The organism is uncultured Desulfobulbus sp., assembly GCF_963662935.2.
In the GTDB taxonomy this organism is placed as follows: domain Bacteria; phylum Desulfobacterota; class Desulfobulbia; order Desulfobulbales; family Desulfobulbaceae; genus Desulfobulbus.
The window spans coordinates 292,746-315,934 of record NZ_CAXXTL010000001.1; the positions used below are offsets into that span (position 1 = coordinate 292,746).

Annotated in this window: 23 protein-coding genes, 1 tRNA gene, 2 pseudogenes and 1 riboswitch; of the genes and pseudogenes, 15 read left to right on the forward strand and 11 right to left on the reverse strand. The window is 53.7% G+C overall.

Annotation, left to right across the window (positions count from 1 at the left end; all coding sequences use genetic code 11):
* The first annotated feature begins 168 nt into the window (after positions 1–168).
* Genes ACHZCX_RS01280 through traI form a run of 3 tightly spaced genes read left to right on the forward strand, consistent with a single transcriptional unit; the run spans position 169 to position 2,030 of the window.
* Positions 169–525 (forward strand): plasmid mobilization protein, encoded by a 357-nt coding sequence (locus ACHZCX_RS01280; RefSeq protein ID WP_319585432.1) that lies wholly within the window; start codon positions 169–171, stop codon positions 523–525.
* 31 nt (positions 526–556) lie between these two features.
* Positions 557–739 carry a hypothetical protein gene (locus tag ACHZCX_RS01285; protein ID WP_319585433.1) on the forward strand — a complete coding sequence of 61 codons (183 nt, stop codon included), beginning with the start codon at positions 557–559 and terminating at the stop codon, positions 737–739.
* Positions 720–2,030 (forward strand): TraI/MobA(P) family conjugative relaxase, encoded by a 1,311-nt coding sequence (traI, locus tag ACHZCX_RS01290; RefSeq protein ID WP_319585434.1) that lies wholly within the window; start codon positions 720–722, stop codon positions 2,028–2,030. Before ACHZCX_RS01285 ends, traI begins: the two co-directional genes overlap by 20 nt.
* 72 nt (positions 2,031–2,102) lie before the next feature.
* Here the strand turns inward: traI and ACHZCX_RS01295 are convergent, their stop codons facing one another.
* A complete protein-coding gene (locus tag ACHZCX_RS01295; protein ID WP_319585435.1) occupies positions 2,103–2,474 on the reverse strand; it encodes a hypothetical protein in 372 nt (123 codons plus the stop codon).
* A gap of 245 nt (positions 2,475–2,719) precedes the next feature.
* Here ACHZCX_RS01295 and ACHZCX_RS01300 point away from each other — a divergent pair, with 245 nt between their 5' ends.
* Positions 2,720–3,808, forward strand: coding sequence for a site-specific integrase (locus ACHZCX_RS01300; protein ID WP_319585436.1), 1,089 nt, complete (start codon positions 2,720–2,722; stop codon positions 3,806–3,808).
* Positions 3,809–3,819: 11 nt separating this feature from the next.
* Here ACHZCX_RS01300 and ACHZCX_RS01305 read toward each other — a convergent pair.
* The 6 genes from ACHZCX_RS01305 to ACHZCX_RS01330 form a co-directional block, all read right to left on the reverse strand.
* Positions 3,820–3,895, reverse strand: a tRNA-Glu gene (locus ACHZCX_RS01305).
* 433 nt (positions 3,896–4,328) lie between these two features.
* On the reverse strand, positions 4,329–5,360 hold the full coding sequence (locus ACHZCX_RS01310; protein WP_319585437.1) for a phospholipase A: 1,032 nt from the start codon (positions 5,358–5,360) through the stop codon (positions 4,329–4,331).
* A 30-nt stretch (positions 5,361–5,390) separates the two neighbouring features.
* On the reverse strand, positions 5,391–5,585 hold the full coding sequence (locus ACHZCX_RS01315) for a hypothetical protein (RefSeq protein WP_319585438.1): 195 nt from the start codon (positions 5,583–5,585) through the stop codon (positions 5,391–5,393).
* A 1-nt stretch (position 5,586) separates the two neighbouring features.
* Complete coding sequence (locus ACHZCX_RS01320; protein ID WP_319585439.1) at positions 5,587–5,781, reverse strand: hypothetical protein; 195 nt, start codon at positions 5,779–5,781, stop codon at positions 5,587–5,589.
* Positions 5,782–5,799: 18 nt separating this feature from the next.
* A complete protein-coding gene (locus ACHZCX_RS01325) occupies positions 5,800–6,687 on the reverse strand; it encodes a tetrahydrofolate dehydrogenase/cyclohydrolase catalytic domain-containing protein (RefSeq protein ID WP_319585440.1) in 888 nt (295 codons plus the stop codon).
* 147 nt (positions 6,688–6,834) lie between these two features.
* Entirely contained in the window at positions 6,835–9,306 is a 2,472-nt protein-coding gene (locus ACHZCX_RS01330; protein ID WP_319585441.1) for an AAA family ATPase, read from the reverse strand.
* A gap of 105 nt (positions 9,307–9,411) precedes the next feature.
* On the opposite strand from ACHZCX_RS01330, the gene ACHZCX_RS01335 reads away from it, so the two are divergent.
* The 9 genes from ACHZCX_RS01335 to ACHZCX_RS01375 all read left to right on the forward strand — a co-directional run bounded on the left by ACHZCX_RS01335 (position 9,412) and on the right by ACHZCX_RS01375 (position 15,677).
* Positions 9,412–9,645, forward strand: a complete 234-nt coding sequence (locus ACHZCX_RS01335; RefSeq protein WP_319585442.1) for a NifU family protein — start codon at positions 9,412–9,414, stop codon at positions 9,643–9,645.
* Between the two features lie 4 nt (positions 9,646–9,649).
* On the forward strand, positions 9,650–10,051 hold the full coding sequence (locus ACHZCX_RS01340) for a cell wall hydrolase (protein WP_319585443.1): 402 nt from the start codon (positions 9,650–9,652) through the stop codon (positions 10,049–10,051).
* Between the two features lie 86 nt (positions 10,052–10,137).
* A riboswitch (TPP riboswitch) is annotated at positions 10,138–10,234 on the forward strand.
* 88 nt (positions 10,235–10,322) lie between these two features.
* The gene (gene thiS, locus ACHZCX_RS01345) at positions 10,323–10,520 is read left to right on the forward strand and encodes a sulfur carrier protein ThiS (protein WP_319585444.1); all 198 of its coding nucleotides are present in this window, start codon (positions 10,323–10,325) and stop codon (positions 10,518–10,520) included.
* Between the two features lie 3 nt (positions 10,521–10,523).
* Positions 10,524–11,297 (forward strand): thiazole synthase, encoded by a 774-nt coding sequence (locus ACHZCX_RS01350; RefSeq protein WP_319585445.1) that lies wholly within the window; start codon positions 10,524–10,526, stop codon positions 11,295–11,297.
* 27 nt (positions 11,298–11,324) lie between these two features.
* On the forward strand, positions 11,325–12,434 hold the full coding sequence (thiH, locus tag ACHZCX_RS01355) for a 2-iminoacetate synthase ThiH (protein ID WP_319585446.1): 1,110 nt from the start codon (positions 11,325–11,327) through the stop codon (positions 12,432–12,434).
* A complete protein-coding gene (gene thiF / locus ACHZCX_RS01360) occupies positions 12,431–12,982 on the forward strand; it encodes a sulfur carrier protein ThiS adenylyltransferase ThiF (RefSeq protein WP_319585447.1) in 552 nt (183 codons plus the stop codon). Before thiH ends, thiF begins: the two co-directional genes overlap by 4 nt.
* Positions 12,960–13,610, forward strand: coding sequence for a thiamine phosphate synthase (thiE, locus tag ACHZCX_RS01365; RefSeq protein ID WP_319585448.1), 651 nt, complete (start codon positions 12,960–12,962; stop codon positions 13,608–13,610). Before thiF ends, thiE begins: the two co-directional genes overlap by 23 nt.
* A 44-nt stretch (positions 13,611–13,654) precedes the next feature.
* Positions 13,655–14,938 carry a phosphomethylpyrimidine synthase ThiC gene (thiC, locus tag ACHZCX_RS01370; RefSeq protein ID WP_319585449.1) on the forward strand — a complete coding sequence of 428 codons (1,284 nt, stop codon included), beginning with the start codon at positions 13,655–13,657 and terminating at the stop codon, positions 14,936–14,938.
* Positions 14,939–15,125: 187 nt separating this feature from the next.
* A complete protein-coding gene (locus tag ACHZCX_RS01375; RefSeq protein ID WP_319585450.1) occupies positions 15,126–15,677 on the forward strand; it encodes an NADPH-dependent FMN reductase in 552 nt (183 codons plus the stop codon).
* An 89-nt stretch (positions 15,678–15,766) separates the two neighbouring features.
* Here ACHZCX_RS01375 and ACHZCX_RS01380 read toward each other — a convergent pair whose 3' ends face one another.
* The 4 genes and pseudogenes from ACHZCX_RS01380 to katG all read right to left on the reverse strand — a co-directional run bounded on the left by ACHZCX_RS01380 (position 15,767) and on the right by katG (position 19,111).
* Complete coding sequence (locus ACHZCX_RS01380) at positions 15,767–15,913, reverse strand: hypothetical protein (protein ID WP_319585451.1); 147 nt, start codon at positions 15,911–15,913, stop codon at positions 15,767–15,769.
* Between the two features lie 3 nt (positions 15,914–15,916).
* A pseudogene (locus ACHZCX_RS01385) lies at positions 15,917–16,081 on the reverse strand (Fe-Mn family superoxide dismutase); the annotation flags it as partial.
* Positions 16,082–16,261: 180 nt separating this feature from the next.
* Positions 16,262–16,755: pseudogene (locus ACHZCX_RS01390) on the reverse strand (ferritin-like domain-containing protein).
* Between the two features lie 145 nt (positions 16,756–16,900).
* Positions 16,901–19,111, reverse strand: coding sequence for a catalase/peroxidase HPI (gene katG / locus ACHZCX_RS01395; protein ID WP_319586052.1), 2,211 nt, complete (start codon positions 19,109–19,111; stop codon positions 16,901–16,903).
* Positions 19,112–19,589: 478 nt separating this feature from the next.
* On the opposite strand from katG, the gene ACHZCX_RS01400 reads away from it, so the two are divergent.
* Both ACHZCX_RS01400 and ACHZCX_RS01405 read left to right on the forward strand, forming a co-directional pair.
* Positions 19,590–21,752, forward strand: a complete 2,163-nt coding sequence (locus tag ACHZCX_RS01400; protein WP_319585452.1) for a GAF domain-containing protein — start codon at positions 19,590–19,592, stop codon at positions 21,750–21,752.
* Entirely contained in the window at positions 21,731–23,128 is a 1,398-nt protein-coding gene (locus ACHZCX_RS01405; protein ID WP_319585453.1) for a sigma-54 dependent transcriptional regulator, read from the forward strand. Before ACHZCX_RS01400 ends, ACHZCX_RS01405 begins: the two co-directional genes overlap by 22 nt.
* Positions 23,129–23,189 lie beyond the last annotated feature (61 nt).

Consider the following 23,189-nt stretch of genomic DNA (forward strand, 5'->3'; position numbering starts at 1 on the left):
AACAATCTGGCCGTTCCGGTTCTCCGTAGCGTGCATCTTTTTTCAGGTGCGATTCCGGAAATTGTTTTTGTTGAAACAAGCCCGGCTGGCGGTTGTTCAGCTTGCGGTGTGCTGCATTGGGCCACATTGCCAGCCCTGGCCGGGCTTCATTCTCAAATGAAACGAGTCATGCCAAGCGTAAACCGTAAAGTAATAAAATCCTACCTGACACCTGATGAGTATCGGGAAGTGGCGCGCTCAGCGATGAATGCGGGCTTATCCGTCTCGACTTTCGTCAAACGAATCTGTTTGGCGCAGGTTGTCCACAGCATAGTGGATCATCAAGCAGTCCTCGTGTTGGCCAAGGCTAATGCCGACATGGGCCGGTTAGGCGGGCTGTTCAAGATGTTTTTGTCGGAAGGACGAGCCGGGCAACATGCTGACGAATTACGGGCGGTATTGCGATCAATCGAGACCACTAAGGATCAACTGGCCAGGGATTATGAGGCTGTTGCGAGAGGGTTTAGCCGGAGAGGCAGACGCTAGTATGACCACGCGGTTCAAGAGGAGGTAAACAATGGGACAAGGTCTGATATTCTTCTTCTTTTATGCTTTATTTCAGATTGTGGTGTGGATAGCTGGGGCTATTGGATACCTGCTCGGGTTTCTCATTGTTGGAGTTCAATCCGTATTCAACCTTGTTTTCAAAAAAGTGAAGAAATTGTTGATGGGAAGCAAGAATGATCGCCAAACGAATTAAAGCAAAGCCTCAAAACGATAATTATGGCCAGTTGGGCAAATACATTGCCGATGCCAGTCATGAGGGTGAAAAACTGCTATTTGCCTGGCACGCCGGTTGTCTGTCCGAGACCTATGAGACTGCCTTGATGGAGATTCAAGCAACCCAAGCCATGAATACCCGTTGCAAGGGGGAGAAGACATATCATCTCGTCGTAAGTTTTCGACCAGAAGATGAAGCGAAATTAACGCCTGCAGCGTTCCAGGATATTGAAAAGGCCATGGCCGAGGCACTTGGACTGGGCGAGCATCAACGGCTTTGCGGTGTGCACCAAAACACCAACAATATGCACCTGCATATTGCCTACAACATGATCGATCCGGAACGGTTCACTAAAAAAGAACCGTACCGTGATTTTTACAAGCTCAGCGAGGCCTGCAGGGCCATGGAAGCAAAATATGGCTTGGTTGCTGATAACGGCATCAGCAAAGAACGGGAAACGCAGCAGATCTGCCAGCGAGCGGCTAGCATGGAAGCGCAGTCCGGGGAACAGTCGTTTCAATCGTATGCTCTGGAGCGCAAAACTGCCCTCCTGGAGGTCTTAGAAAAATCAACAAGCTGGCGGGAGATTCATGCCGCGCTAGCCGAGTATGGCATGGCCATTAAGCCACATGGCAACGGCCTGGTGGTGGTGAATATGCATGGAAAAGGAACGATCAAAGCCAGCGCTATTCATCGTAGCTTGTCCAAGAAATGCCTCGAGGACCGATTTGGAGCGTACACCGCTTCCACCGAAGGAGCGTCGCCCTCTCAATATAACCGGAAACCCTTGCAGCCAAAGACTCCTGAGCGCGAAAAACTGTATTTGGAATACCAGAAACTTTTGGAACAACGGCAATCACAGCTTGATGCAATGCGGAAACGCAACGACACAGGCTGGTTATCAATAAAGGACAGGTTCTGTGGCGAGCAGAAGGCCTTGGAAATGCGCATCCTTCCGCGCAGGACTAAAAACAGGCTGCGGCACATCCTCAAGGTAAAAGAGCAGCAAACCGTGGAAGAGTTTCGGTCAACCGGGCAGGGCAGGGTGAAGGAGATTAGGGATATATACCCCTTTCACAACTGGAACGGATTTTTGAAGTGGCAGGCGGATAAAGGGAACGAAACCGCTCTGGCCGTGCTGCGCTCGCGGAAACTTGAGACTGAATCAGTCGAAAGGGAAACCCCGGAAACATATTATGCAGCCCGGCGAGAGATCAAGCGATTGGCTCTGGAAAAAGAGCTGCAGATTGTGGGCTCATCGATTGGCTGAAAACATCAAAGCGGACTGGTCGCCATTACGCGGATGGAACAGCTTGCGGCACAGGAAATCCTGCAACGGGCATCAGGCATGGGCGACCAAGCTCACATGTTTTCCAGAGTCCAGCACACCATTGATAATAGCGGCATAATCATTTTTCAACTGATCAACGGAGGAACGATCCGGGACACGGGCAAGAAAGTGTATTTTTCTTGTGACGAGACCACACGCAAAGCCGCGTTGATTTACGGGCAGATGCGATTTGGCAAGAACATCCAAATAAACGGTAACACCATCGAACGGAAACCTCATGGAAAACAAAACCGATACTGGGCAGGAGATCACAAGCTTCGTCTTGCTGTCATTAAACAAATCTGTCGAAACGGTTTGCGCACACTGTCCGAACTCAATGTGGTTCGGTTCGGCAAAAGAACAAAAATGCTTTTGTCGGGTCATGCACGCCCTGACCTGGAGCGTTGAAGAAAAATATCAGATTACGCACTGCGATGGGGAACTCTTAAGGGGAGAATAAAAGTTGAATATAGACATTATCCATCAAGAGCTTGGAAAACGTATGACCGTTAAAGAAGTCGCAAGTCTTTTCGGTGTTGACGTAAGGTTTGTCCGCCAGCATTATACTGAGCTGGGTGGAATGCGCCTTGGTAACCGAATTTATGTTTTTTTTGAAAAGGAGGTTGTCAATGCCATACAAAGACAAAACAAGCACAAAAACGCCGTGGGTCGGGCAGGTAAAGATCAACGGAAAGAAAATCAAGCACCGCTGCCAAACACGAAAGGAGGCAATAGAATGGGAAGCGGCACAAAGGCAAAAAACAGCAGGAGAGAGGTCGGAGACCCATACAATCTCACTGCTTGAATGGGCCACGGCCTATCTGGAGTTCTGCGAAAAGAAATTTGTGGTAAATACCTTTGAGGAGAAAAAACGGGCTTTCAGAATACTCTTTGCCGGAGGGGTGGATCCTCAACTACCTGTCGAAACCCTTCAGCCATTTGTTTTACTTAAGCATTTCCAGAAACAAGCTGGAGAACGTTCTGGTAACGCGGCTAATAAGGACAGAAAAAACTTGTCAGCAGCATGGAACTGGGGGCGGAATTATCTCGGGATACCGTTTGAGAATCCATTCCAGCGTACCGGAAAACAAGGGGAGGTTAGGCACGATCGGAGGATTCCGACACTTGCCGAATTTTGGAAAGTATTCGAGACGACAACCGAGCTGCAAGATAAGAGAATGCTGCTCTGCTACCTTTATTCAGGAGCTCGAAGAGCCGAACTTTTTCAACTTAGATGGCAGGACGTTGACTTTATTAATGGCCGGATTCGCTTGTATTGGAAAAAGAATCAGCTTGGCACGATGAAAACAGCTTGGCTCGCCATGACTGATGAAGCCATGGATGCACTGCGCGAACAACACAGATCAACAGGAAAAAGCAAATGGGTGTTTGTCGAACCTGGGACAGACCATCCATATAAGTACCGCCTGCAGTGGATGCGCAGATTGTGTAAAAGAGCAGGCGTTGATCGGTTCGGATTCCACGGTATCCGACACTTGTGTGCCTCGATACTTGCGGGGAAAGGTGTTCCGTTGGTTGACATTCAGGATCATCTTCGGCATGACCATCTTTCTACTACTGAAAGATACATCCATAAAATAAAAGAAACCCGATCAGTGGTTAACGCACTGACCGGGTTAAAGGGTGCTTTTTCAGGTGAAGGCCCCCAAGAGGCCCCCGAAAAAGTTGATACAAAACTTACAACTGTCAGCAAGTAGCTGGAATTACTTGGTGACCCCAAGGGGACTCGAACCCCTGTTGCCGGCGTGAGAGGCCAGTGTCCTAGGCCACTAGACGATGGGGCCATGAAGAGTGGGCGATATCTAAAATATCTCGGAGCCTTTGTCAAGTTGCTTTCTTCCACACCGGCTAGATTCGAGAATTCTTTTCTGTTTTTTGCTGCAGTTTGGAGTTTCATCCCGCCTACCCGTGACCAATTTCTAGAAAGCGCGGGAATAAAAGATAAACAACCGACCCCAGGAGGGGCCGGTATTGATTACCCTCTGAAAGGGGAAAAGCAATTTATCCCCATTCCTTGTCAAAATAGGAGTCCTTGTTGTTCTTGCCGACGTTCTTCCTTTTCCTGATACTTTATGTATTTTCGCGCCATTTCATCATCGAGCCCAACGGTATCAATACAATAATCTTTGGACCAAAATACAGCCAACGCAAAGCGGCATCATTTTTTAGTCCGGAGGCCGGGTTGAATAGTGCACAGAGCTCGTCCCCCCTGGCTCCTTACAGCCAATCCGATAATGATAGCCCTACCCCCACCCGGTTGACGTACTGATCATAGTCGATCAAACTTTCACCATAACCGCTGTAATACTGGACATAGCCGCGGAGAAAGGGCCAATTGCCGAGCGGAAAGCTCCAGCTGGCCTGGACAGCACCCCGATGAAAATCAGATTCAAAACCGTTGCGGGTCATCAGGCTGAAAGTGTGCTCATCCCATTTGTACGCGGCCCCGATTTCGTAATGCCCCATGTACTTGGTAATATCAGGATTATCGTCGTCACCCTCGCTTTCCGGGATCCGGTACCAGGGGGTGAATGAGAGGCCGAGGTCGCCGTATTCAAAACCGAGGGTGGCAATGAGTCGATTCCAGCTTCGTGACAGATCACCACTCTGACCGTTGGATTTGTGGTTGATGCCGAAGGAATTGCTGGTGTTGACAATGCCGAAAAGTTCCCAGCCTGGGTTAAACTGCACCCACGCCTCGGGTTCATGGTTGGTTTCACGAAACGGCGCTGAGATATCGTTGTTATAGACCTGCCAGAAGCTGTGGTTAGTGTAGGCGGCATAGATATCCATGGAGTTGTCGAAGAGTCCGACCACCAGCGGCGACTTGATGCTGATCTGAAATTGGGCCTCGACCGGATCAAATTCGTACGAACTGTCTCCATTGCTCCGTTGGTGATGTTCAGCGTTATACCCATTCGAGTTGTAGGCCAGGGGAAGAATGTAGTTGGGCCGGTGCGGCATTATGCTAAAAGACCTGGCCACATTCTTCCGTTCCTGCTCCAGCCTTTTTTCCACAGCGCCCTGCCGTTTCGGAAGGCTGCGCTCGACGCCGACCGCATTTTGCAGACATTGCCGCCGTAGATCGCCAACGGTGACACTATCATCGGCTGAGGCCAGCTTTCCCTGCACACACTGCTCAAGCTCACTGGCCTGAAGTGTCTTTAAGCTGAAACAACAGGGGCTGAGGGCTGCCCCGGTGAAAACGACGCAGCAACGAACAATTGAACGAAGAATAAAACGATTCATAAGAGTGGATGTGTTTGGTGCGCGAACCGGTCAGCGCCGGTTGACGTTACAGGATTGAACCTGGGCCATGATGACCGCCAGGTTTTGAAAAAAGTTCTCGCTTGCCAGATCGTCTGGGTATTGCTCCCGACGCTGTTCATACCGGGCAAACAGTTGGGTCAGCACCTGCAGGGCCTGATCCTCTTCGAGTGAACCGAGCGCTTCCCAGAGGTCGTTGCTGTTCATATCATTTCCCTTCCCCGCGATTTTCCGTCTCAGGCCCCGTATTGTGATCACCCGGTTCCTGATCCTCCAGGATGTACCCCAAACCCAAGCAAGCCGGGCACTCTTCACGGGTGATAAAAAAACGGCTCTCGCCTTGGAAAAAGCCGATCTCACCGCTGCCACCGCAGGTGTTGCACATTTTTTTGGATTCACTCATGGCCGACCTCGATCAAGATCAAACAATCCCCGCTGCCTGCTTGGCGGCCTGCAGGGTGTTTTTCATCAGCATGGTGATGGTCATGGGTCCAACGCCACCGGGAACCGGCGTGATGGCTCCTGCCTTGTTGACCACATCGGCAAAATCGACATCACCGGCGAGAATGGCCTTACCGCTAGGTGCCTGTCCGATGCGGTTGACGCCAACATCGATAATGACGGCGCCTTCCTTGATCTGATCCGCCTTGATCATTTTGGCAACCCCGGCCGCCACAATCAAAATGTCGGCCCTACGGGTGTGAAAGGCCATGTCCCGAGTGCGGGTGTGGCAGATAGTAACCGTGGCATTGCCGCCCGGCCGTTTCTGCAGCATCAGGTTGGCAATCGGCTTGCCGACAATATTGGACCGTCCGACCACCACCACCTCAGCCCCGGAGGTTTCGACACCGGAGCGTTGCAGCAATTCAAGAATGCCGTGCGGGGTGCAAGGCAGGAAGCAGCGTTCGCCCAGCATCATCTTGCCAACATTGACCGGATGGAAGCCATCGACATCCTTGTCCGGGTCAATGGTGCACAGAACCTTAGCCTCATTGATATGGCGCGGCAGCGGCAACTGTACCAGAATGCCATGAATGGCGGAGTTACGGTTATACCCGTCAACAATCCGCAGCAGTTCGGCCTCGCTTGTTTCCGTCGGCAGAGTGATCTGCTCGGAATGAATTCCCAGGGCATGGGCGGTCTTATTCTTGGCGGCCACGTAGGATTGAGAGGCGGGATCCTCACCCACCAGGATGGTGACCAATCCGGGGACAAGACCAAGTTTGTTTTTAAGATCGGCTACTTCAATGGCGATCTCTTCGCGGATGGCTTTGGCGGTTTCAACGCCGCTGATAATTGTTGCTTGCATGGTATGTGTACAAATTCCAATAAAGGAGGGCAAAAAAGAACCCAGGGGTGTCAGGAGCCGCTTAGCCTAGCACAATGGGTGTTTTTTTCAAGTTGAGACTGTTCAAATCTTTGGCACTTTTGATGCGCCTCTTTCTTTCCGTGGCTCTCAGGTCACGACTGGACGATATTCGCGGATCAGCAGAGAAAGCGCGGTCTGACGTTTGGAGGTGTCTTGATTATGTACCGCCATGGCTAAGGCTTGACGGGAGCCGACCAGCACCGCCAGTTTTTTACCCCTGGTTAGGCCGGTATAGAGAAGGTTGCGAAAGAGCATACGAAAATGCTGACTGAGCACCGGGATAATGACCACATCGAACTCTGACCCCTGGGATTTGTGGATGGTGATGGCGTAAGCGAGATCAAGCTCGGCGATCTGGTCGCGATTGTACTCGACCCGCCGTTGGTCAGGAAAAAAGGTGACCACCAGACTGAGGTTGACATTGTCGATGGTCGCAATCAGGCCGATATCGCCGTTGAACACGTTCAATTCGTAATTATTGCGGCGATGAATGACCCGGTCGCCGGTGCGGAACAGACGTTCACCGATGGCAAGTTCGGCCCTGTCCCGGTCCGGCGGATTCGTGCTTTGCTGCAACATCGTATTGAGGTTGGCAGCACCGAGCGAGCCGCGGATCATCGGGGTCAGCACTTGGACTTCAGCCCCGGGAAAATACTTGGGAATCCATTCGCCGTAGAGTTTGCGCACCACGTCGAGTGCGGTCAGGCCGTAATAAAGCGAGGACCAGGGATGGGTTTTTTTGGCCAGGACCAACAACTCAGAAGCTGCCGAATCGGCGGTGACTAGGGCCCCCAGGGAAACATGCTGAAATTGCTCCGGGATAGCGAATGTATAGGCCGTCGCCTCCTCCTGCAGTTGCGGATCGTAGGGTGTTTGGGCAAAGAGGGCTTCCCGCTCCTCAACGCCGCCATAGCGCAGCTTCACCCGATTGATAAACTGCACCTGCTGCTGGGTGGCCTCGGCGGAATCGATGAAAAAACAGTCAGATTGCTTCCATATCTCTGGCGACTTAAACGGTGACTCCAGAGTGGGCATCTCACCGCGATTGACCTGGTGGGCGGCATTGATAATCACCGACTGCCTGGCCTGGCGAAAAATGGTAGTCAGGCGGAAGCAGGGCAGGCAGCCGCTGCCGATCAGATCGCGGAGGACATTGCCGGCTCCCACCGAGGGCAATTGGTCGGCATCGCCAATAAAAAGCAGGGCAGTTTCCGGGGCCACCGCCTTGAGCAGGGCGGCGGTGAGCGTGATATCGAGCATCGAGGTTTCGTCTATGATCAGAAAATCGGTGTGCAGTGGGTTCTCCTCGCACCGCTTAAACCCGGACCCTTGAAATTCGAGGAGACGGTGGATGGTCTTGGCTTCCCTACCGATCACCTCGCCCATGCGCTGAGCGGCCCTGCCTGTGGGCGCTGTCAGGGTCACCCTGAGATGCAGGGCTTCAAGCAACGCCACAATCACCTTGGTAGTGGTGGTCTTGCCGCAACCCGGCCCGCCGGTCAGGATCGAACAGCGCTGATCAGCCACCGCGAAGACCGCTTGAGCCTGCTCGGCACTGAGTGCCATGCCCTGCTGCTCGGTGTAACGGTGCAGCCAATCCGAGGCCCTGGAGGTATCAATGCCGCAATTACCAACCGATTCGGCCAAACGTCGGGCCACATAGTCCTCATCGTAGTAAAGCGATTTGGCGTAATAACAGGGGACCGGCTCGCCTGTTTGCATCTCCGGCAAGATCCGCACCCGCAATTGGTCTTGCCGCTGCATGGTTGCCAGATGGTCCGGAATGGCCTCGGTCAGTTGCAGACTGAGCAGTTCCTCGACCTGGGCGGCAATCTGCGCGCGGCTGAGATAACAATGCCCCAACTCGCGGGAGGCAGAAAGGACATGACGGATGGCGGCCCGAACCCGGACTTCGGAATCCGGAGCAAAACCAATGGAGAGGGCCACCCGGTCGGCGGTAAAGAAGCCGATGCCGTAGAAATCCTGGGCCAGTCGATACGGGTTTTCACAGACCATGGCTATCGAACGGTCACCGTACTGCTTATAGATGCGAACCGCAAACAGGGTGGAAATACCGTGCGACTGAAGAAAAATCATGACATCGCAAATGGCCCGGTGCTCGACCCAAGCCGCCTTGATCATGGTCAGTTTTTTTTCGGCAATGCCGGGAACATCGGTCAATTGGCCTATATCCTCCTCAAACACCGTCAGAGTCTGGTCACCGAAGTGGCGGACGATGCGTTTGGCGATCTTGGGGCCTACCCCCTTGATGAGGCCCGAACCCAAATATTTTTCCAGGGCTGCAGCGGTTGCCGGTTTCAATTCGGCGGCGAACCGGGCTTTGAACTGACGGCCGAATTTCGGATGCAGCGTCCAATTGCCGGTGAACTCCATGGTCGACCCGGCAAAGACCCTGGTTTGATGGACAGTTACGGTTTCCAACTGGCCATAACCGCGGAACGGAGCGACTTTAAGAACCGACCAACCACTAGCGTCATCATGATAGGTAACACGCTCGACTATACCACTGATTTTTTCTTGAATTTCCGACTGTTGCAACTCTGATGACCTGATATTGAAATTGTTTTGTTGTCTGATCGTTCTAATGATGCTATATTCGCCCCATTCATACTACAAGATTGCAATGTGGTAAAGGAGTCATTCATGCAACAATTACAGGAAACTGTTGAAAAAGTACTGGGGCAGATTCGCCCCACTCTCCAGCGTGACGGCGGCGACGTCGAATTCGTCGAACTTGGCCCAGATCAGGTGCTCAAAGTTCGCCTCACCGGGGCCTGTCAGGGATGCCCCATGTCACGCGTTACTTTGAAGGAGGGTATCGAGAAGTTCGTCAAGAGCGAACTCCCGACCATCCGGGCCGTAGAGGCGGTTGAATAATTTTATGCCTATTGGTTTTGTCGAAAGCCTGCTCTGGCTGAGTCTCAATGTCTACCATGAATCACGGGGTGAACCCGAAATCGGCCAGTTGGCCGTGGCCCATGTGACCCTCAATCGCGCTCTTGAGGACAACAAAAGTTTAGCCGACGTCATCTTGGCGCCTAATCAGTTCAGCTGGACCTTCCAGAAAAAAGCCTATGCGCCCCTGGAAATCAACCCTCTCCAGGAGAGCCTGCGCGTTGCTCTCAAGGCCATGGCCACCCCCGATTTCACCAGCGGTTCCACCTTCTATCACCATGTGGATGTCGCGCCGAAATGGACCACGGGCAAATCGTTTATTGGCCGGTATGGGTCACATAAATTTTACCGCCACAACGATCCGCCCATATCAGCTGCTGCCTTTTAAAACGGCAACATCGCACCACTTCCCCCTGTTTTTCCTTTCCATCTCGTCCAGGAGTTGACAAACCTCCTTATCTTTTTTATAGAACAAACCATCGCTAGGGGTGCATCTCGCTGAGAGGAAACCATCCAACCCTATGAACCTGATCCGGCTAATACCGGCGAAGGGAAGCGGACAAGACAACGAATATCCGGAAATATTCCGGTTTTCCGGCCATTAAGCCGCTTGCCCTTTCCTGAAGGACAAGCGGCTTTTTTTATTTGGAGGGAACGGCATGGAACTGTTCATTAACGGAGAGAAGGAAACCGGAGAGCCCGGCACCATTGCCGAATTGGTGGTGCGCAAAGGGTTGGCGCCGGGGGCGCTGGTGGTGGAGTTGAACCAGCAGATTATCAAACAGGAGCAGTGGCCGGACATCCAGCTCAAAGCTGGCGACCGGCTTGAATTACTTAGTTTTGTCGGCGGAGGCTGAACCATGAAGGACGACGTACTGATACTTGGCGGCAAAAGCTTTACCAATCGCCTGCTGACCGGAACCGGCAAATTCTCCGCCAATACCCAGATCCCAAAGATGCTGGCGGCCAGCGGTTCGCAGATGATCACCGTTGCCCTGCGGCGGATCGACACCACCACCCGGTCGGAAAACATCCTCGATTTTATTCCTAAAAATGTGACCCTGCTGCCCAACACCTCCGGGGCGCGGAGCGCGGAGCAGGCGGTTCGCATTGCCCGTATCGCCCGTGAGGCCGGGTGCGGAGATTTCATCAAGATCGAGGTGATCACCGACATGAAGTACCTGATGCCGGATAACTGGGAGACCCTGAAGGCCACCGAGATTTTGGCCAGAGAGGGCTTTATCGTCCTGCCCTATGTGCTGCCGGATCTGCCGCTGGCTAAACGACTGGAAAATGCCGGGGCGGCAGCGGTGATGCCGCTCGGCGCACCCATCGGCACCAATCGAGGACTCGAGACCAAGCCGCTGATCGAGATGTTAATCGAAAACTGCCGTGTGCCAGTCGTGGTTGACGCCGGTATCGGCAGACCATCACAGGCAGCAGAGGCCATGGAAATGGGCGCCGACGCGGTGCTGGTGAATACGGCTATTGCTACGGCTCGCGACCCCGAAGCCATGGGTCGGGCCTTTGATCTGGCGGTCAAGGCAGGCAGGACTGCCTACCTGGCAGAACTGGCTGCAGAGTCCACTGTAGCCAGAGCCTCGTCGCCACTCACCGGATTTCTCGACGATTAACGGTTTCACTTTTCCGAGGATCAGACCATGTCATTCTTTGAGGTTGTCGAACAGTACAAGGACTTCGATTTTCCCCGTTTTTTCGATCAGGTGACCGATGCGGCTATTGAGCAGAGCCTGGCCAAAGAAAAACCTGGGCCCATGGATTTTCTTACCCTGCTCAGCCCTCAGGCTGCCGGGTATCTCGAACCCATGGCACACAAGGCCCACCAACTGACCGTGCAGTATTTCGGACGAACCATCCAGATGTTCATCCCGCTCTACATCTCCAACCACTGCAACAATCGCTGCGCCTACTGCGGTTTTAACCACAGCAACCCAATTCTTCGCCGTAAATTAAGCCTCGAAGAAATCGAGAGCGAGGCGCAAGCAATTGCCCATTCAGGCATGCAGCATGTGCTCTTTCTCACCGGCGAGGCACACCACATAACCCCTATGGACTACCTGGTGGAGGCGGCGCGCTGCCTCAAACGCCACTTTGCCTCGGTAGCCATCGAGGTTTATCCGCTGGAGGTTGCAGAGTACCGGCAATTGCAGGAGGCCGGGGTCGACAGCATGACCGTTTTTCAGGAGACCTATAACCAGGAGGTTTATAAACGGGTACATTTAGGCGGCAAAAAGATGGATTACCACTGGCGGCTCAACGCTCCGGAGCGGGCGGCCCAAGGCGGTATGCGGGCGGTGAATCTCGGAGCATTGCTGGGCCTGGCCGAACCGCGCAGCGAGATCTTTTTCACCGGTCTCCATGCCCGGTACCTGGAAAACAAGTATTTGGAAACCGAGGTGGCCCTCTCGCTGCCGCGCTTCAACGAGGCTGAAGGCGATTTTCAGCCCGATTACCTGGTAAATGACAAAACCTTTGTCCAGTTCATGACCGCTTTGCGGATCTTTCTGCCGCGAGCCGGCCTCACCATCTCCACCCGGGAAAGCGCGGCCTTTCGCGACCGCATCCTGCCTTTGGGCGCGACCCGCTATTCCGCCGGTTCCAGTACCGGAGTCGGCGGCTATACCGAGATCAAGGTGGAGCAGACACCCCAGTTCGAAATCACCGACGACCGGAGCGTCGAAGAAGTGGCACGAGCCATCGTTGCCCTCGGTTACCAGCCGGTCTTCAAGGATTGGGATCTGATCGTATGAACATCGGCATTGCAGGCGTTGGGGGCATTGGCTCCAATGTGGCGGTCAATCTAGTACGCAGCGGCGTTGACACCCTCAAGATTGTCGACTTCGACCGGGTGGAGCTCTCTAATCTCAACCGGCAGTTCTATTTTTTTGATCAGATCGGTCGGCTCAAGGTCGAGGCCCTAAGCGATAACCTGCAACGCATCCGTCCGGAGTTACGCATTGAGGCGCTGCCGGAACGGATTGATCATACCAATTGCCGCGCAATTTTTGCTGACTGCGACCTGATCGTTGAGGGCTTTGACCGGCAGTGGGATAAAAAGATGCTGCTGGAAACCTTGGGGACTGACCTGATCGTGGTCTCGGCCTGCGGCATTGCCGGCAGCGACCTGGATGCCATTCGAACGCGTCGGCTCGGTAACTGCTGTATTGTCGGCGATTTCACCACTGATTGTGCCGACGCCCCCCTTTTTGCCCATAAGGTGACCACCATCGCCAACCACATGAGCGCATTTATTCTGCATCAACGAGGGAAGTTCCATGAAACAAAAAACGCCCAGTAAACCTGCCTTTCCCACCGGCGTCTACGGCATCACCGCCGCCAAATTTTCTGCCGGCCGCTCCAATGTCGAGGTGGTCCAGCAGATGATAAAAGGCGGTATTCGCCTGATCCAGTACCGCGAAAAACGGCCGCACAAAAGTTTTGCCGAGATGCTGGAGGAGTGCCGGGCCATCCGCCACCTGACCCGCGAGGCCGGCGTTCTCTTTATTATCAACGATTACCCGGCTATTGCCCAACTGGTCGACGCCGACGGCGTTCATGTCGGGCAGGACGATTTCCCGGTCCCTGCGGTGCGCCAACTGATCGGGCCCCACAAACTGATAGGCCTCTCCACCCACGGCCCCCAGCAGGCCGCAGCAGCCGTTGCAGCCGGAGCCGACTACATCGGCGTTGGCCCCATTTATAGCACCCAAACCAAAGAGGATGTCTGTGCCCCGGTAGGGCTCGGCTACCTTGACCATGTGGTGCGTACCTGTCCCCTCCCGTTTGTCGCTATCGGCGGCATCAAGGAGCATAATTTGGGCGAGGTCCTGGCATACGGCGCTACCACCGTCTGCCTGGTCACTGAAATTGTCGGGGCTGCTGATATCACTGCTACATCCAGCCGGTTGCAGGCTGCCTGCTTGTAAAAAATTAAAATAAAAAATCTTCATTCAAACAAGGAGAAACAAACATGGTCCATGCAACCCAGATGGCTGCCGCCCGCAAAGGCATCCTCACCCCGCAGATGCAACAGGTACTGGCCGCCGAACGAATCCATGAGGCCGACCTGGTGGAGCGGGTCGCCAACGGCCGGATTGCCATTCCGGCCAACCGCAACCATAAAAATCTCATTGCCAAGGGCATCGGCCAGGGGCTCTCGACCAAAATCAACGTTAATCTCGGTGTTTCCGAGGATTGCTGCAATGTTGAGAACGAACTCAGCAAGGTGCGTCGCTCGATTGAACTCAAGGCCGATGCGATCATGGACCTCAGCACCTTTGGCGATACCCGCGCTTTCCGCCGCCGCACCGTTGAAATCAGCCCGGTGATGATTGGCACTGTGCCGATCTACGATGCGGTGGCCCGCTACGGAAAAAAGGTCGCCAGCATCTCGGTGGAGGATTTTTTTGATGTAGTCCGCATCCATGCCGAGGACGGGGTTGATTTCATGACCATCCACGCCGGTCTGACCCAGATGGCAGTGCAGCGGTTGCGCACCAATCCCCGCCTCACCCATGTGGTCAGCCGGGGCGGCTCGTTGCTGCTCGACTGGATGGTGACCAATGAACGGGAAAATCCCTTTTATGAGCATTTCGACCGGCTGCTCGAACTCTGCCGGGAATACGACGTGACCCTCAGCCTAGGTGATGGGCTGCGGCCTGGTTGTCTTCGCGACGCCACCGACGCCGCTCAGATTCAGGAATTGATTATTTTGGGAGAACTGACCAAACGCTGCTGGCAGGCTGACGTCCAGGTAATGATTGAGGGGCCAGGTCATGTGCCGCTTAACGAAGTGGTGGCCAATATGCAGTTGGAGAAAAAACTGTGTCACGGCGCACCGTTCTATGTGCTGGGCCCGATCGTCACCGATGTGGCACCAGGCTATGACCACATCACCTCGGCCATTGGCGGGGCGCTCGCTGCCACATACGGCGCCGATTTTCTCTGTTACGTCACCCCGGCGGAGCACCTGCGTTTGCCGGATGCGGACGATATGAAGGAGGGCATCATCGCTTCCCGCATCGCTGCTCATGCCGCCGATGTGGCCAAGGGCATTCCCGGCGCCATCGACTGGGACAACGCCATGAGCCAGGCACGTAAGGAACTCGACTGGACCAAAATGTTTGAACTGGCCATGGACCCGGAAAAGGCCAAGGCCTATCGCGCCTCTTCCCAGCCCATCGATCAGGAGGTCTGCACCATGTGCGGCGATTTATGCGCGGTCAAACGCAGCCGTAATATCCTTGAGAAATAATTATTGATTCCCGTGACTGCATCAGGGAAATTTGTCGGTTGACAAGCAGCTGGAACGGGCAAAGAGTATGGACTAATAACAAAGGGATCATATCGAATGTCGCAAGTGCCTTTTTGTTCTACTAACTCGTTCTGCGCCACCGATTGATTGATTCGATTTCTTTAATGCCCTTTTCCAGGAGACATATATGAGCCACTATCAAATTGCCGTGATTGTCGGCAGTCTGCGTAAGGATTCCTTTAACCGCACCCTGGCAACAGCCCTTGCCAAGCTGGCGCCGTCGGAATTCACCTTCAAACAGGTGGGAATCGGTGATCTTCCCCTCTACAACCAAGACGATGACGGCAATCCCTCCGCATCTGTCAAACGGCTGAAAAATGAAATTGCGGCGGCACAGGGCTTACTGTTCGTCACCCCGGAATACAACCGCTCCATCCCCGGGGTGTTGAAAAACGCCCTTGACCAGGCTTCCCGACCCTACGGCCAGAGTGCTTGGGCCGGCAAGCCCGCCGGTGTCATCGGCATCTCCGTTGGAACCATTGGCACCGCGCTGGCACAACAGCATCTGCGCAACATCCTGGCCTACCTCGATGTGCCAACCCTGGGTCAGCCCGAAGCCTTTCTGCAAGTTAAGGAAGGCTTTTTCGATGCAAGCGGCAATATTGGCCCGGAGAGTAAACCCTTCCTCCAGGGCTGGATGGACCGCTACGTGTCTTGGGTGCAGCAACACGCAGGTTGAGACACCGAATAACCTGCACGGTGAACTCTCCCACCCTGCAGGAAGCGCTGTACGTACCGGAAACACAGGAAGGTGCGTACAGTGTCCCTTCATTGGCTGAATACACCACGATGTTTTTCATAAAAAAAGGGTTGGCGCTCACCAAACGCGCCAACCCTTTTCTTGTTTTTTTGAGGCACTCCATCAGAGATGCCTTTTCCTTCCTCAATAAACAGAAGGAAAAGATTTGGCCGCATTTTCTATCTGATCGTGGCCAGGCAGGTCTCGTTGACGCGCTCCCAGCTGATCACATTGAAGAAGGCCGAGACATAGTCAGGGCGCCTGTTCTGGTAGCGCAGACAAGAGGCGTGCCCAGAGAGATCGATACCGAGGATGGGGATTGTGCAGGTCATTATTGCCGGGCAATCCTGGTTGGCAGCGCATGGATCATGCGCAACTTGCCGTTATCGGCCACTAGCCAGGACCAGCCGTTGCCACACAGCTTGACCGCAGCCGTGGAAAGCGGGAGGACGGTTTTTTGGGTCGCTGTCCCGATAGCCCTTTTCTTCCGAGGATGCCGGAAAAGGAAACAACAGTGCAAACCGTTACTCGCCAACGGGGGGCGGCATCTGGGCGCGGGTTTTGCTGCGCTCGATGGATTGCAAGGCCAAGTAGTTAATGCCAAATTTTTTCATATTACCCAATTCGACGTCGTACTGGTCATAATGGCGCTCTTCGTCGACCACCAGAGCTTCAAATAATTTCTTAGAGACGCTGTCGGCGTTGGCGCCGCACTCGTTAGCCCAAAGGTTGTAATGCAGGGCACTATCCAACTCCATCTGCCGGGCCATGACCAGCATTTCGTTGACATCCTGAGAGGGGGTGACCTCAGCGGAGGCTTTCATCACTACGTCACCACCGAGGAAGAGGATGCGTTCGGCCAACCGCTCGACATGGAGCATCTCCTCAATTTAAACAGGCCGGCCAGGAGGTCATAGCCCTGGTCATCGCAATGAAAATGGAAATACATGTACTGATGGAGAGCAGTGATTTCTTCGCTCACCGCCTGGTTAAGGAGCTTGATGCTGTTCTCGTGCATACGGTTCACCTCAGTATTATTGAAGGAAAGGAGTAAAGATAACTGCTGATTCTATAATATTTTTCAAAAATTGAGTCGATAAACAACCAAGGGGTGGGCCGATTATCTCGACCCACCCGTTCCAGTTGAAAAAAAAATGCCGCAATCAGTTGAGCTCAAACCGGTCCAGATTCATGACCTTGTTCCAGACGGCGACGAAGTCGCGCACAAACTTTTCCTTCGCATCGTCCTGCGCATAGACCTCGGCCAAGGCGCGCAACTGTGAGTTGGAGCCGAAAACCAGGTCTACGCGGGTCCCTGTCCATCTGAGCTCGCCCGTCTTACGATCGCGGCCTTCGTAGGTGTCCTTGACTGCGTCGATGGGCTTCCATTCGGTACTCATGTCGACCAGGTTGACAAAGAAGTCGTTGGTGAGCGTTCCGGTCCGCTTCGTGAACACCCCATGCTGTGACTGGCCGATGTTGGCACCTAATACACGCAGACCGCCAACAAGTACGGTCATTTCCGGTCCGCTCAGGGTGAGAAGTTGGGCTTTGTCCACCAGCATTTCCTCGGCCGAAATGGTATAGGCCTTCTTCCGGTAATTGCGGAAACCGTCGGCCTCGGGCTCCAGCACAGCAAACGAGTGGACGTCGGTCTGTTCTTGGGTGGCGTCGGTACGTCCAGGAGTGAAGGGGACATCGATGGCGTGCCCGGCAGCCTTGGCCGCCGCTTCAACGGCAGCGCAGCCGGCCAGCACGATGAGATCCGCCATCGAAACCTTTTTCCCACCCGTCTGGGCACTGTTGAAGGATTGTTGAATGGATTCAAGCGATCCCAGCACCTTGGCCAGTTGCGCCGGCTGGTTGACCTCCCAATCCTTTTGCGGCGCCAGACGAATGCGGCCGCCATTGGCACCACCACGCTTGTCGGAGCCGCGGAAGGTCGATGCCGAGGCCCAAGCAGTGGCAACCAGTTCCGTCACCGACAGACCCGAGGCCAAGACCTTGGCTTTGAGTTCGGCGATGTCCTTGGCATCGATCAGGGGGTGATTGACAGCCGGGATAGGGTCTTGCCAGATCAGGTCTTCGGCCGGGACTTCCGGGCCGAGGTAGCGGGCCTTGGGCCCCATGTCGCGATGGACCAGCTTGAACCAGGCGCGGGCAAAGGCATCGGCAAAGGCCTCCGGATTCTGGTGAAAGCGGCGGGCGATGGGTTCATAGATCGGGTCGAAGCGCAGCGAAAGGTCGGCCGTGGTCATCATGGGCCGGTATTTTTTCGCGGGGTCATGGGCCCCAGGAATCATGTCCTCTGCCTTGACATCCTTGGCCAGCCATTGCTGGGCGCCGGCCGGGCTTTTGACCAACTCCCACTCGTAGCCGAACAGCATGTCGAAATAACCCATATCCCATTTTGTGGGGTTGGGTTTCCATGCACCCTCAATACCGCTGCTGGTGGTGTCGCCGCCCTTGCCGGTGCCAAATGCGTTCTTCCAACCCAGTCCCATCTCCTCAAGCGGCGCGGCCTCGGGCTCCGGACCGATCAGCATCGGGTCTCCAGCGCCGTGGCACTTGCCGAAGGTGTGGCCGCCGGCAACCAGGGCGACGGTTTCTTCGTCGTTCATGCCCATGCGGGCGAAGGTTTCACGCACATCGCGGCCCGAGGCCACTGGGTCAGGATTGCCATCCGGTCCTTCGGGATTGACGTAGATCAGGCCCATCTGCACGGCGGCCAGCGGATTTTCCAGATCCCGCTCACCGGAGTAGCGGCTGTCCGGTTTGTCGCTGGTTGCCAGCCATTCTTTCTCGGCTCCCCAGTAGGTGTCCTCTTCGGGCTGCCAGATATCTGCGCGGCCCCCACCGAAGCCAAAGGTCTTGAAGCCCATCGACTCCAGGGCGCAGTTGCCGGTGAGGATAATCAGGTCTGCCCAGGAAATCTTGTTGCCGTACTTCCGTTTGATCGGCCAGAGCAACCGGCGCGCCTTGTCGAGGTTGACGTTATCGGGCCAACTGTTGAGCGGCGCGAAGCGTTGATTGCCGGTACCGCCACCGCCACGTCCGTCAGCGGTGCGGTAGGTGCCGGCGCTATGCCAGGCCATGCGAATAAACAGACCACCATAGTGGCCCCAGTCTGCTGGCCACCAGTCTTGCGAGTCGGTCATCAGTGCGTACAGATCTTTCTTTACGGCGGCCAAATTTAGCTTCTTGAATTCTTCGGCATAGTTGAAGTCAGGCCCCATCGGGTTGGAGGCCGGCGCGTGCTGGTGCAGGATGCCCAAGTTGAGTTGGTTGGGCCACCAATCGCGGTTTGTTTTGCCTCCACTGGCAGGAGTTTTACCGGTTTTTCCTGTTACGGGACACTTGCTGTTGTCGCTCATCGTCGTTCTCCTTATATGGAAGAGGTTACACAACTCAGGTTCTGGTTGCCGGGGAGCGGAGCACCCGCGTTAACGGTCAGTTTCTTTTTGTCCTTTGACATCGGGGACCTCATTGGTTTGGGGTGAACATCATCTTCCTGAGGGGCGATTGCAAGCAGCCATCATCTGAGTAACAACCTAACGTACGACTTAATTGATGTCAACATCAAATAAGAAGTATTATTAAAAAGGAACTGGGGTTGATTTTAGTCGGTTGTGACGGAGCTCACCCTGGAAAATCCTTTTTCTAAAAGAGGTGCAGGAGAAGAAGCAGGGGAGAGTGGGGTAAGGGTTCCGTCATCCCGTACCAGCCAATAGGCGATGTATTCATTTTTTTGGTTGATTTTTCGGTGTGCTCCATGGGAATGCTCTCTGTGCAGGTAGAACTGCGAAAAACGAAGCCGCCTATGAATGCTTGTACCCGAGGATGGAGATCATCATGCCCAAACAACGAGCCCAGCGAAATGCAGCTTCCTACGCCGCCGATTTGCACACCAAGGATAAACTCCTGTCCTCGATTCATAAAATCTCCAGCCTGCTCACGCGTCCCATCTCTCTCGATACCATCCTGACTTCAATCGTTCAAGAGACCGCTCTTGTTTTCGGTTTCATGCGGCTGGCCATTTTCCTAGTCGATAACGATAGGAAATTACTGGAATGCCGTTATATTCATGGCTTTAACCCTCATGATTCGGAAAGGGCTCTGCGTTTTCCGTACCGGTTGGAAAGCCATGATTGCGTTGAAACGCGAGTCGCGAAATACGGAAAAACCATTTTTGTGAAAGACTATCTCAACGATCCCAGGATCACCCCCGTCGACCTTAAGGTCAGCCGTATCATGCGGCGTGTTTCGACGATCGCGGTGCCGCTGAAGATCAAAAAAGACATTATCGGATTGATCACGGCTGACAAGGACGAGAGCGGGCTCTCCTTGACCAAGAAGGACATCGACACCTTGTCCACTTTTGCCAATCAGGCAAGCATCATTATCGAAAATGCCCGGCTGCAGGAACAAAACCAGAAAAAGATCAAGCAACTCCTCACGCTGCAGGAAATCAGCAAAAAAACAAGTTCCACTTTTCATCTTGAAAAGTTGTTCCAAGTGATCAGCGCCAGTGCCCTGAAACTTACTAAAGCAACCAGCAGCGCTCTCTTGTTGCTCGATGACGAAGGCAAACATCTTACCATCGCCTCTGCCAAGGGATTTGAACCTGCGGACAAGGAACTTTTTAGGCTCAAAGTTGGCGTAGGCATCATCGGTTGGGTGGCTCAAACAGGCACTCCTGCCTTGGTCAATGATGTGCGCAACGACCCGAGATACCGTGAAATCATCGAAGGAGTTGTCTCGCAGCTCTCCGTTCCCCTGATGAATGACAAGCGTGTTGCCGGGGTTTTGCATGTCGCCAGTCATGTTCGGGCTGCCTTCTCCGAGGATGATCAAAAACTACTGTTGATTTTTTCCGGCCATACGGCCAGCTTGATAAAAAATGTCCGGTTGTATGGCCAGGTGATGACCGAGAGGAATTTTAGGGAAAACATCCTCGAAAGTTCCCCCAACAGTGTGGTTACCATTAATTTGAAAAAGGAAATTTCTTCAATCAACAAAAGAACCGAGGAAATGTTCCACCTGAGGAGAAAGAATGTTCTGGGGGCTCAGTCGAGCACGGTCTTTGAAGACGACATTACCCGAATTGTTGATCTCGCCCTTGAGCACCACGCAGTCGTTGACAACAAAGAGATTCAAAGGGTCCGCACAGATGGCAGCCTTGCTCTTTTGGGGATCACGTCCTCTTTACTGCGCAATCATCAAGGGAACCTGATCGGGGCGATGATCATTCTTCGCGATTTGACCGAAGAGAAGAAAACCGAAGAATTGATTCGAAGAATTGACCGGCTGACCTCGCTCGGGCAGTTGTCCGCCGGGATTGCCCATGAAATCAGAAATCCCCTCGCCAGCATCAATTTCAATGTCCAACTGCTGGCCAAGAAAGCCGACCTGCCGGAGACTGCGCTCAATCTGATTAAGGATACCCAGGAAGGCATTGATCGAATCAGAAACCTGGTCAAAGGGATGCTCGACTTTGCCAAACCCTCGCGCCCGTGTCTGAAACGCTATGCCCTTATTCGCGTTGTCCGGGAATCGATCACGTTGATGGATTCTCAACTCAAGGAAAAAAAAGTTGAGGTTCTCTGTGCGCTGCAGGACAACCTGCCGGAAGTCATTTTGGATGCACACCAAATTCAACAGGTGTTGGTCAATTTATTGCTCAACGGCATGGAGGCCATGCCTGAGGGGGGCACTATTCGTATTTCCGGTCAATGGGAGAAAAAAGGCCCGAGGAAGCGCTGCGAGCAGATCGTCCTGCAGGTGGCTGACCAAGGAACCGGCATCTCCCGCGACGATCTGCCCCGAATTTTTAACCCTTTTTTCACAACCAAACCTGAGGGAACCGGGTTGGGCTTGTCCATCGTGCACAAAATACTCGAGCAGCATAGTGCCTCGGTGGACGTTTTCAGTGACAAGAACAGGGGGACGACCTTTACTTTGCGATTTCCCATCCACTCAGACGAGGAAAAGCGATGTACCGATATAAGATCCTAATTGTTGATGACGATAGGCTGCTCCAAAATTCTCTGCGAACCATCCTTTTCGAAAAATATGAGACGCTGATTGCCGGAAGCGGCGAAGAGGCCCTTCGTCTGCTCAAGAAAAATCCAGTCGATCTAGTGTTGCTCGACATACGGCTGCCGGGGATTGATGGCATCGAAACTCTCCAGCAGATCAAGGCGCTGAACTTGGATCTACTGGTTATCATGATGACGGCCTACGAAGATATCAAGACGGTCATCACCTCCATGAAGATTGGCGCCTATGACTATCTGGTCAAACCCTTGGAGGTAGAGATATTTGAGTTGGCGATCGAAAAAACCCTGGAGAATCTCAGGCTTAAAAAGGAGGTGGAGGAGTTACGCCGGGCCTATCGCAAGAAGTTCAATATTGAGAACATTGTCGGCGAGAGTGAGGGATTCAAGAAGGTATTGGAATTTGCGGATAAGGTGGCCAAGGGCTACGACACCACGGTGCTGATAGAAGGGGAAAGCGGGGTGGGGAAAGAGGTCATTGCCCGGTTGATTCATTACCGGAGCGTCCGTTTCGATAAGCCTTTTGTGGGAATCAATTGCGGGGCCATCAGCAAGGAGCTCCTGGAAAGCGAGCTGTTTGGCTACGAAAAAGGCGCTTTCACCGGCGGCCTGCACGAGGGTAAAAAGGGGAAGATTGAGATGGCGGACAGCGGCACCCTGCTGCTCGACGAAGTCAGTGAACTGCATCCCTCCGCCCAAGTCAATCTGTTGCGTTTTTTGGAGGAGAGAGAATTTTATCCGGTGGGCGGCACCCAGAAGAAGAAGGTTGATGTCCGGGTCATCGCCGCCACCAATAAAAGCTTGGCTGCCCAGGTGCAGGCGGGGACCTTTCGGGAAGATCTCTACTACCGGTTGAATGTTGCCCAGGTGGTCATCCCCGCGCTGTTGGCAAGAAAAGCCGACATTATCCCCCTGACAGAATTTTTCATGCATAAGTTCAATGAAAAATTCAGCAAGAACTTTCGCGGGATCGTGCCGGAGGCCCGGAAAATGATGGTGCAATACCCCTGGAGAGGCAATATCCGAGAGCTGAAAAACGCGGTTGAGCGAGTGATCTTGATGGAAGACGGTGAGCAGGTCGAACCTGCCCATCTCGCTTTCCTGGCCTTTCCCTACCGTGCAGCCCAGCAGCAAGAAGAGCCGGGGATCAAAATACCGCCCGAGGGAATCCAACTCGACGATTTGATCAAACGGCTGATCGTCCAAGCCCTTGAACTTAGCGGCGCCAATAAGTCTCGTGCCGCCAAGTTACTTGGCATTTCAAGACCAACCTTGATCTACCGCATCGAAAAGCATGGCATTGAGGTGACCGGGAAAATCGGAACAACCGCCTGAACCAGGATCTTCTGTTTGTTTTTCAGCAGCCAAGAGTCGTGTTGGGGATTTTATCGGCCTC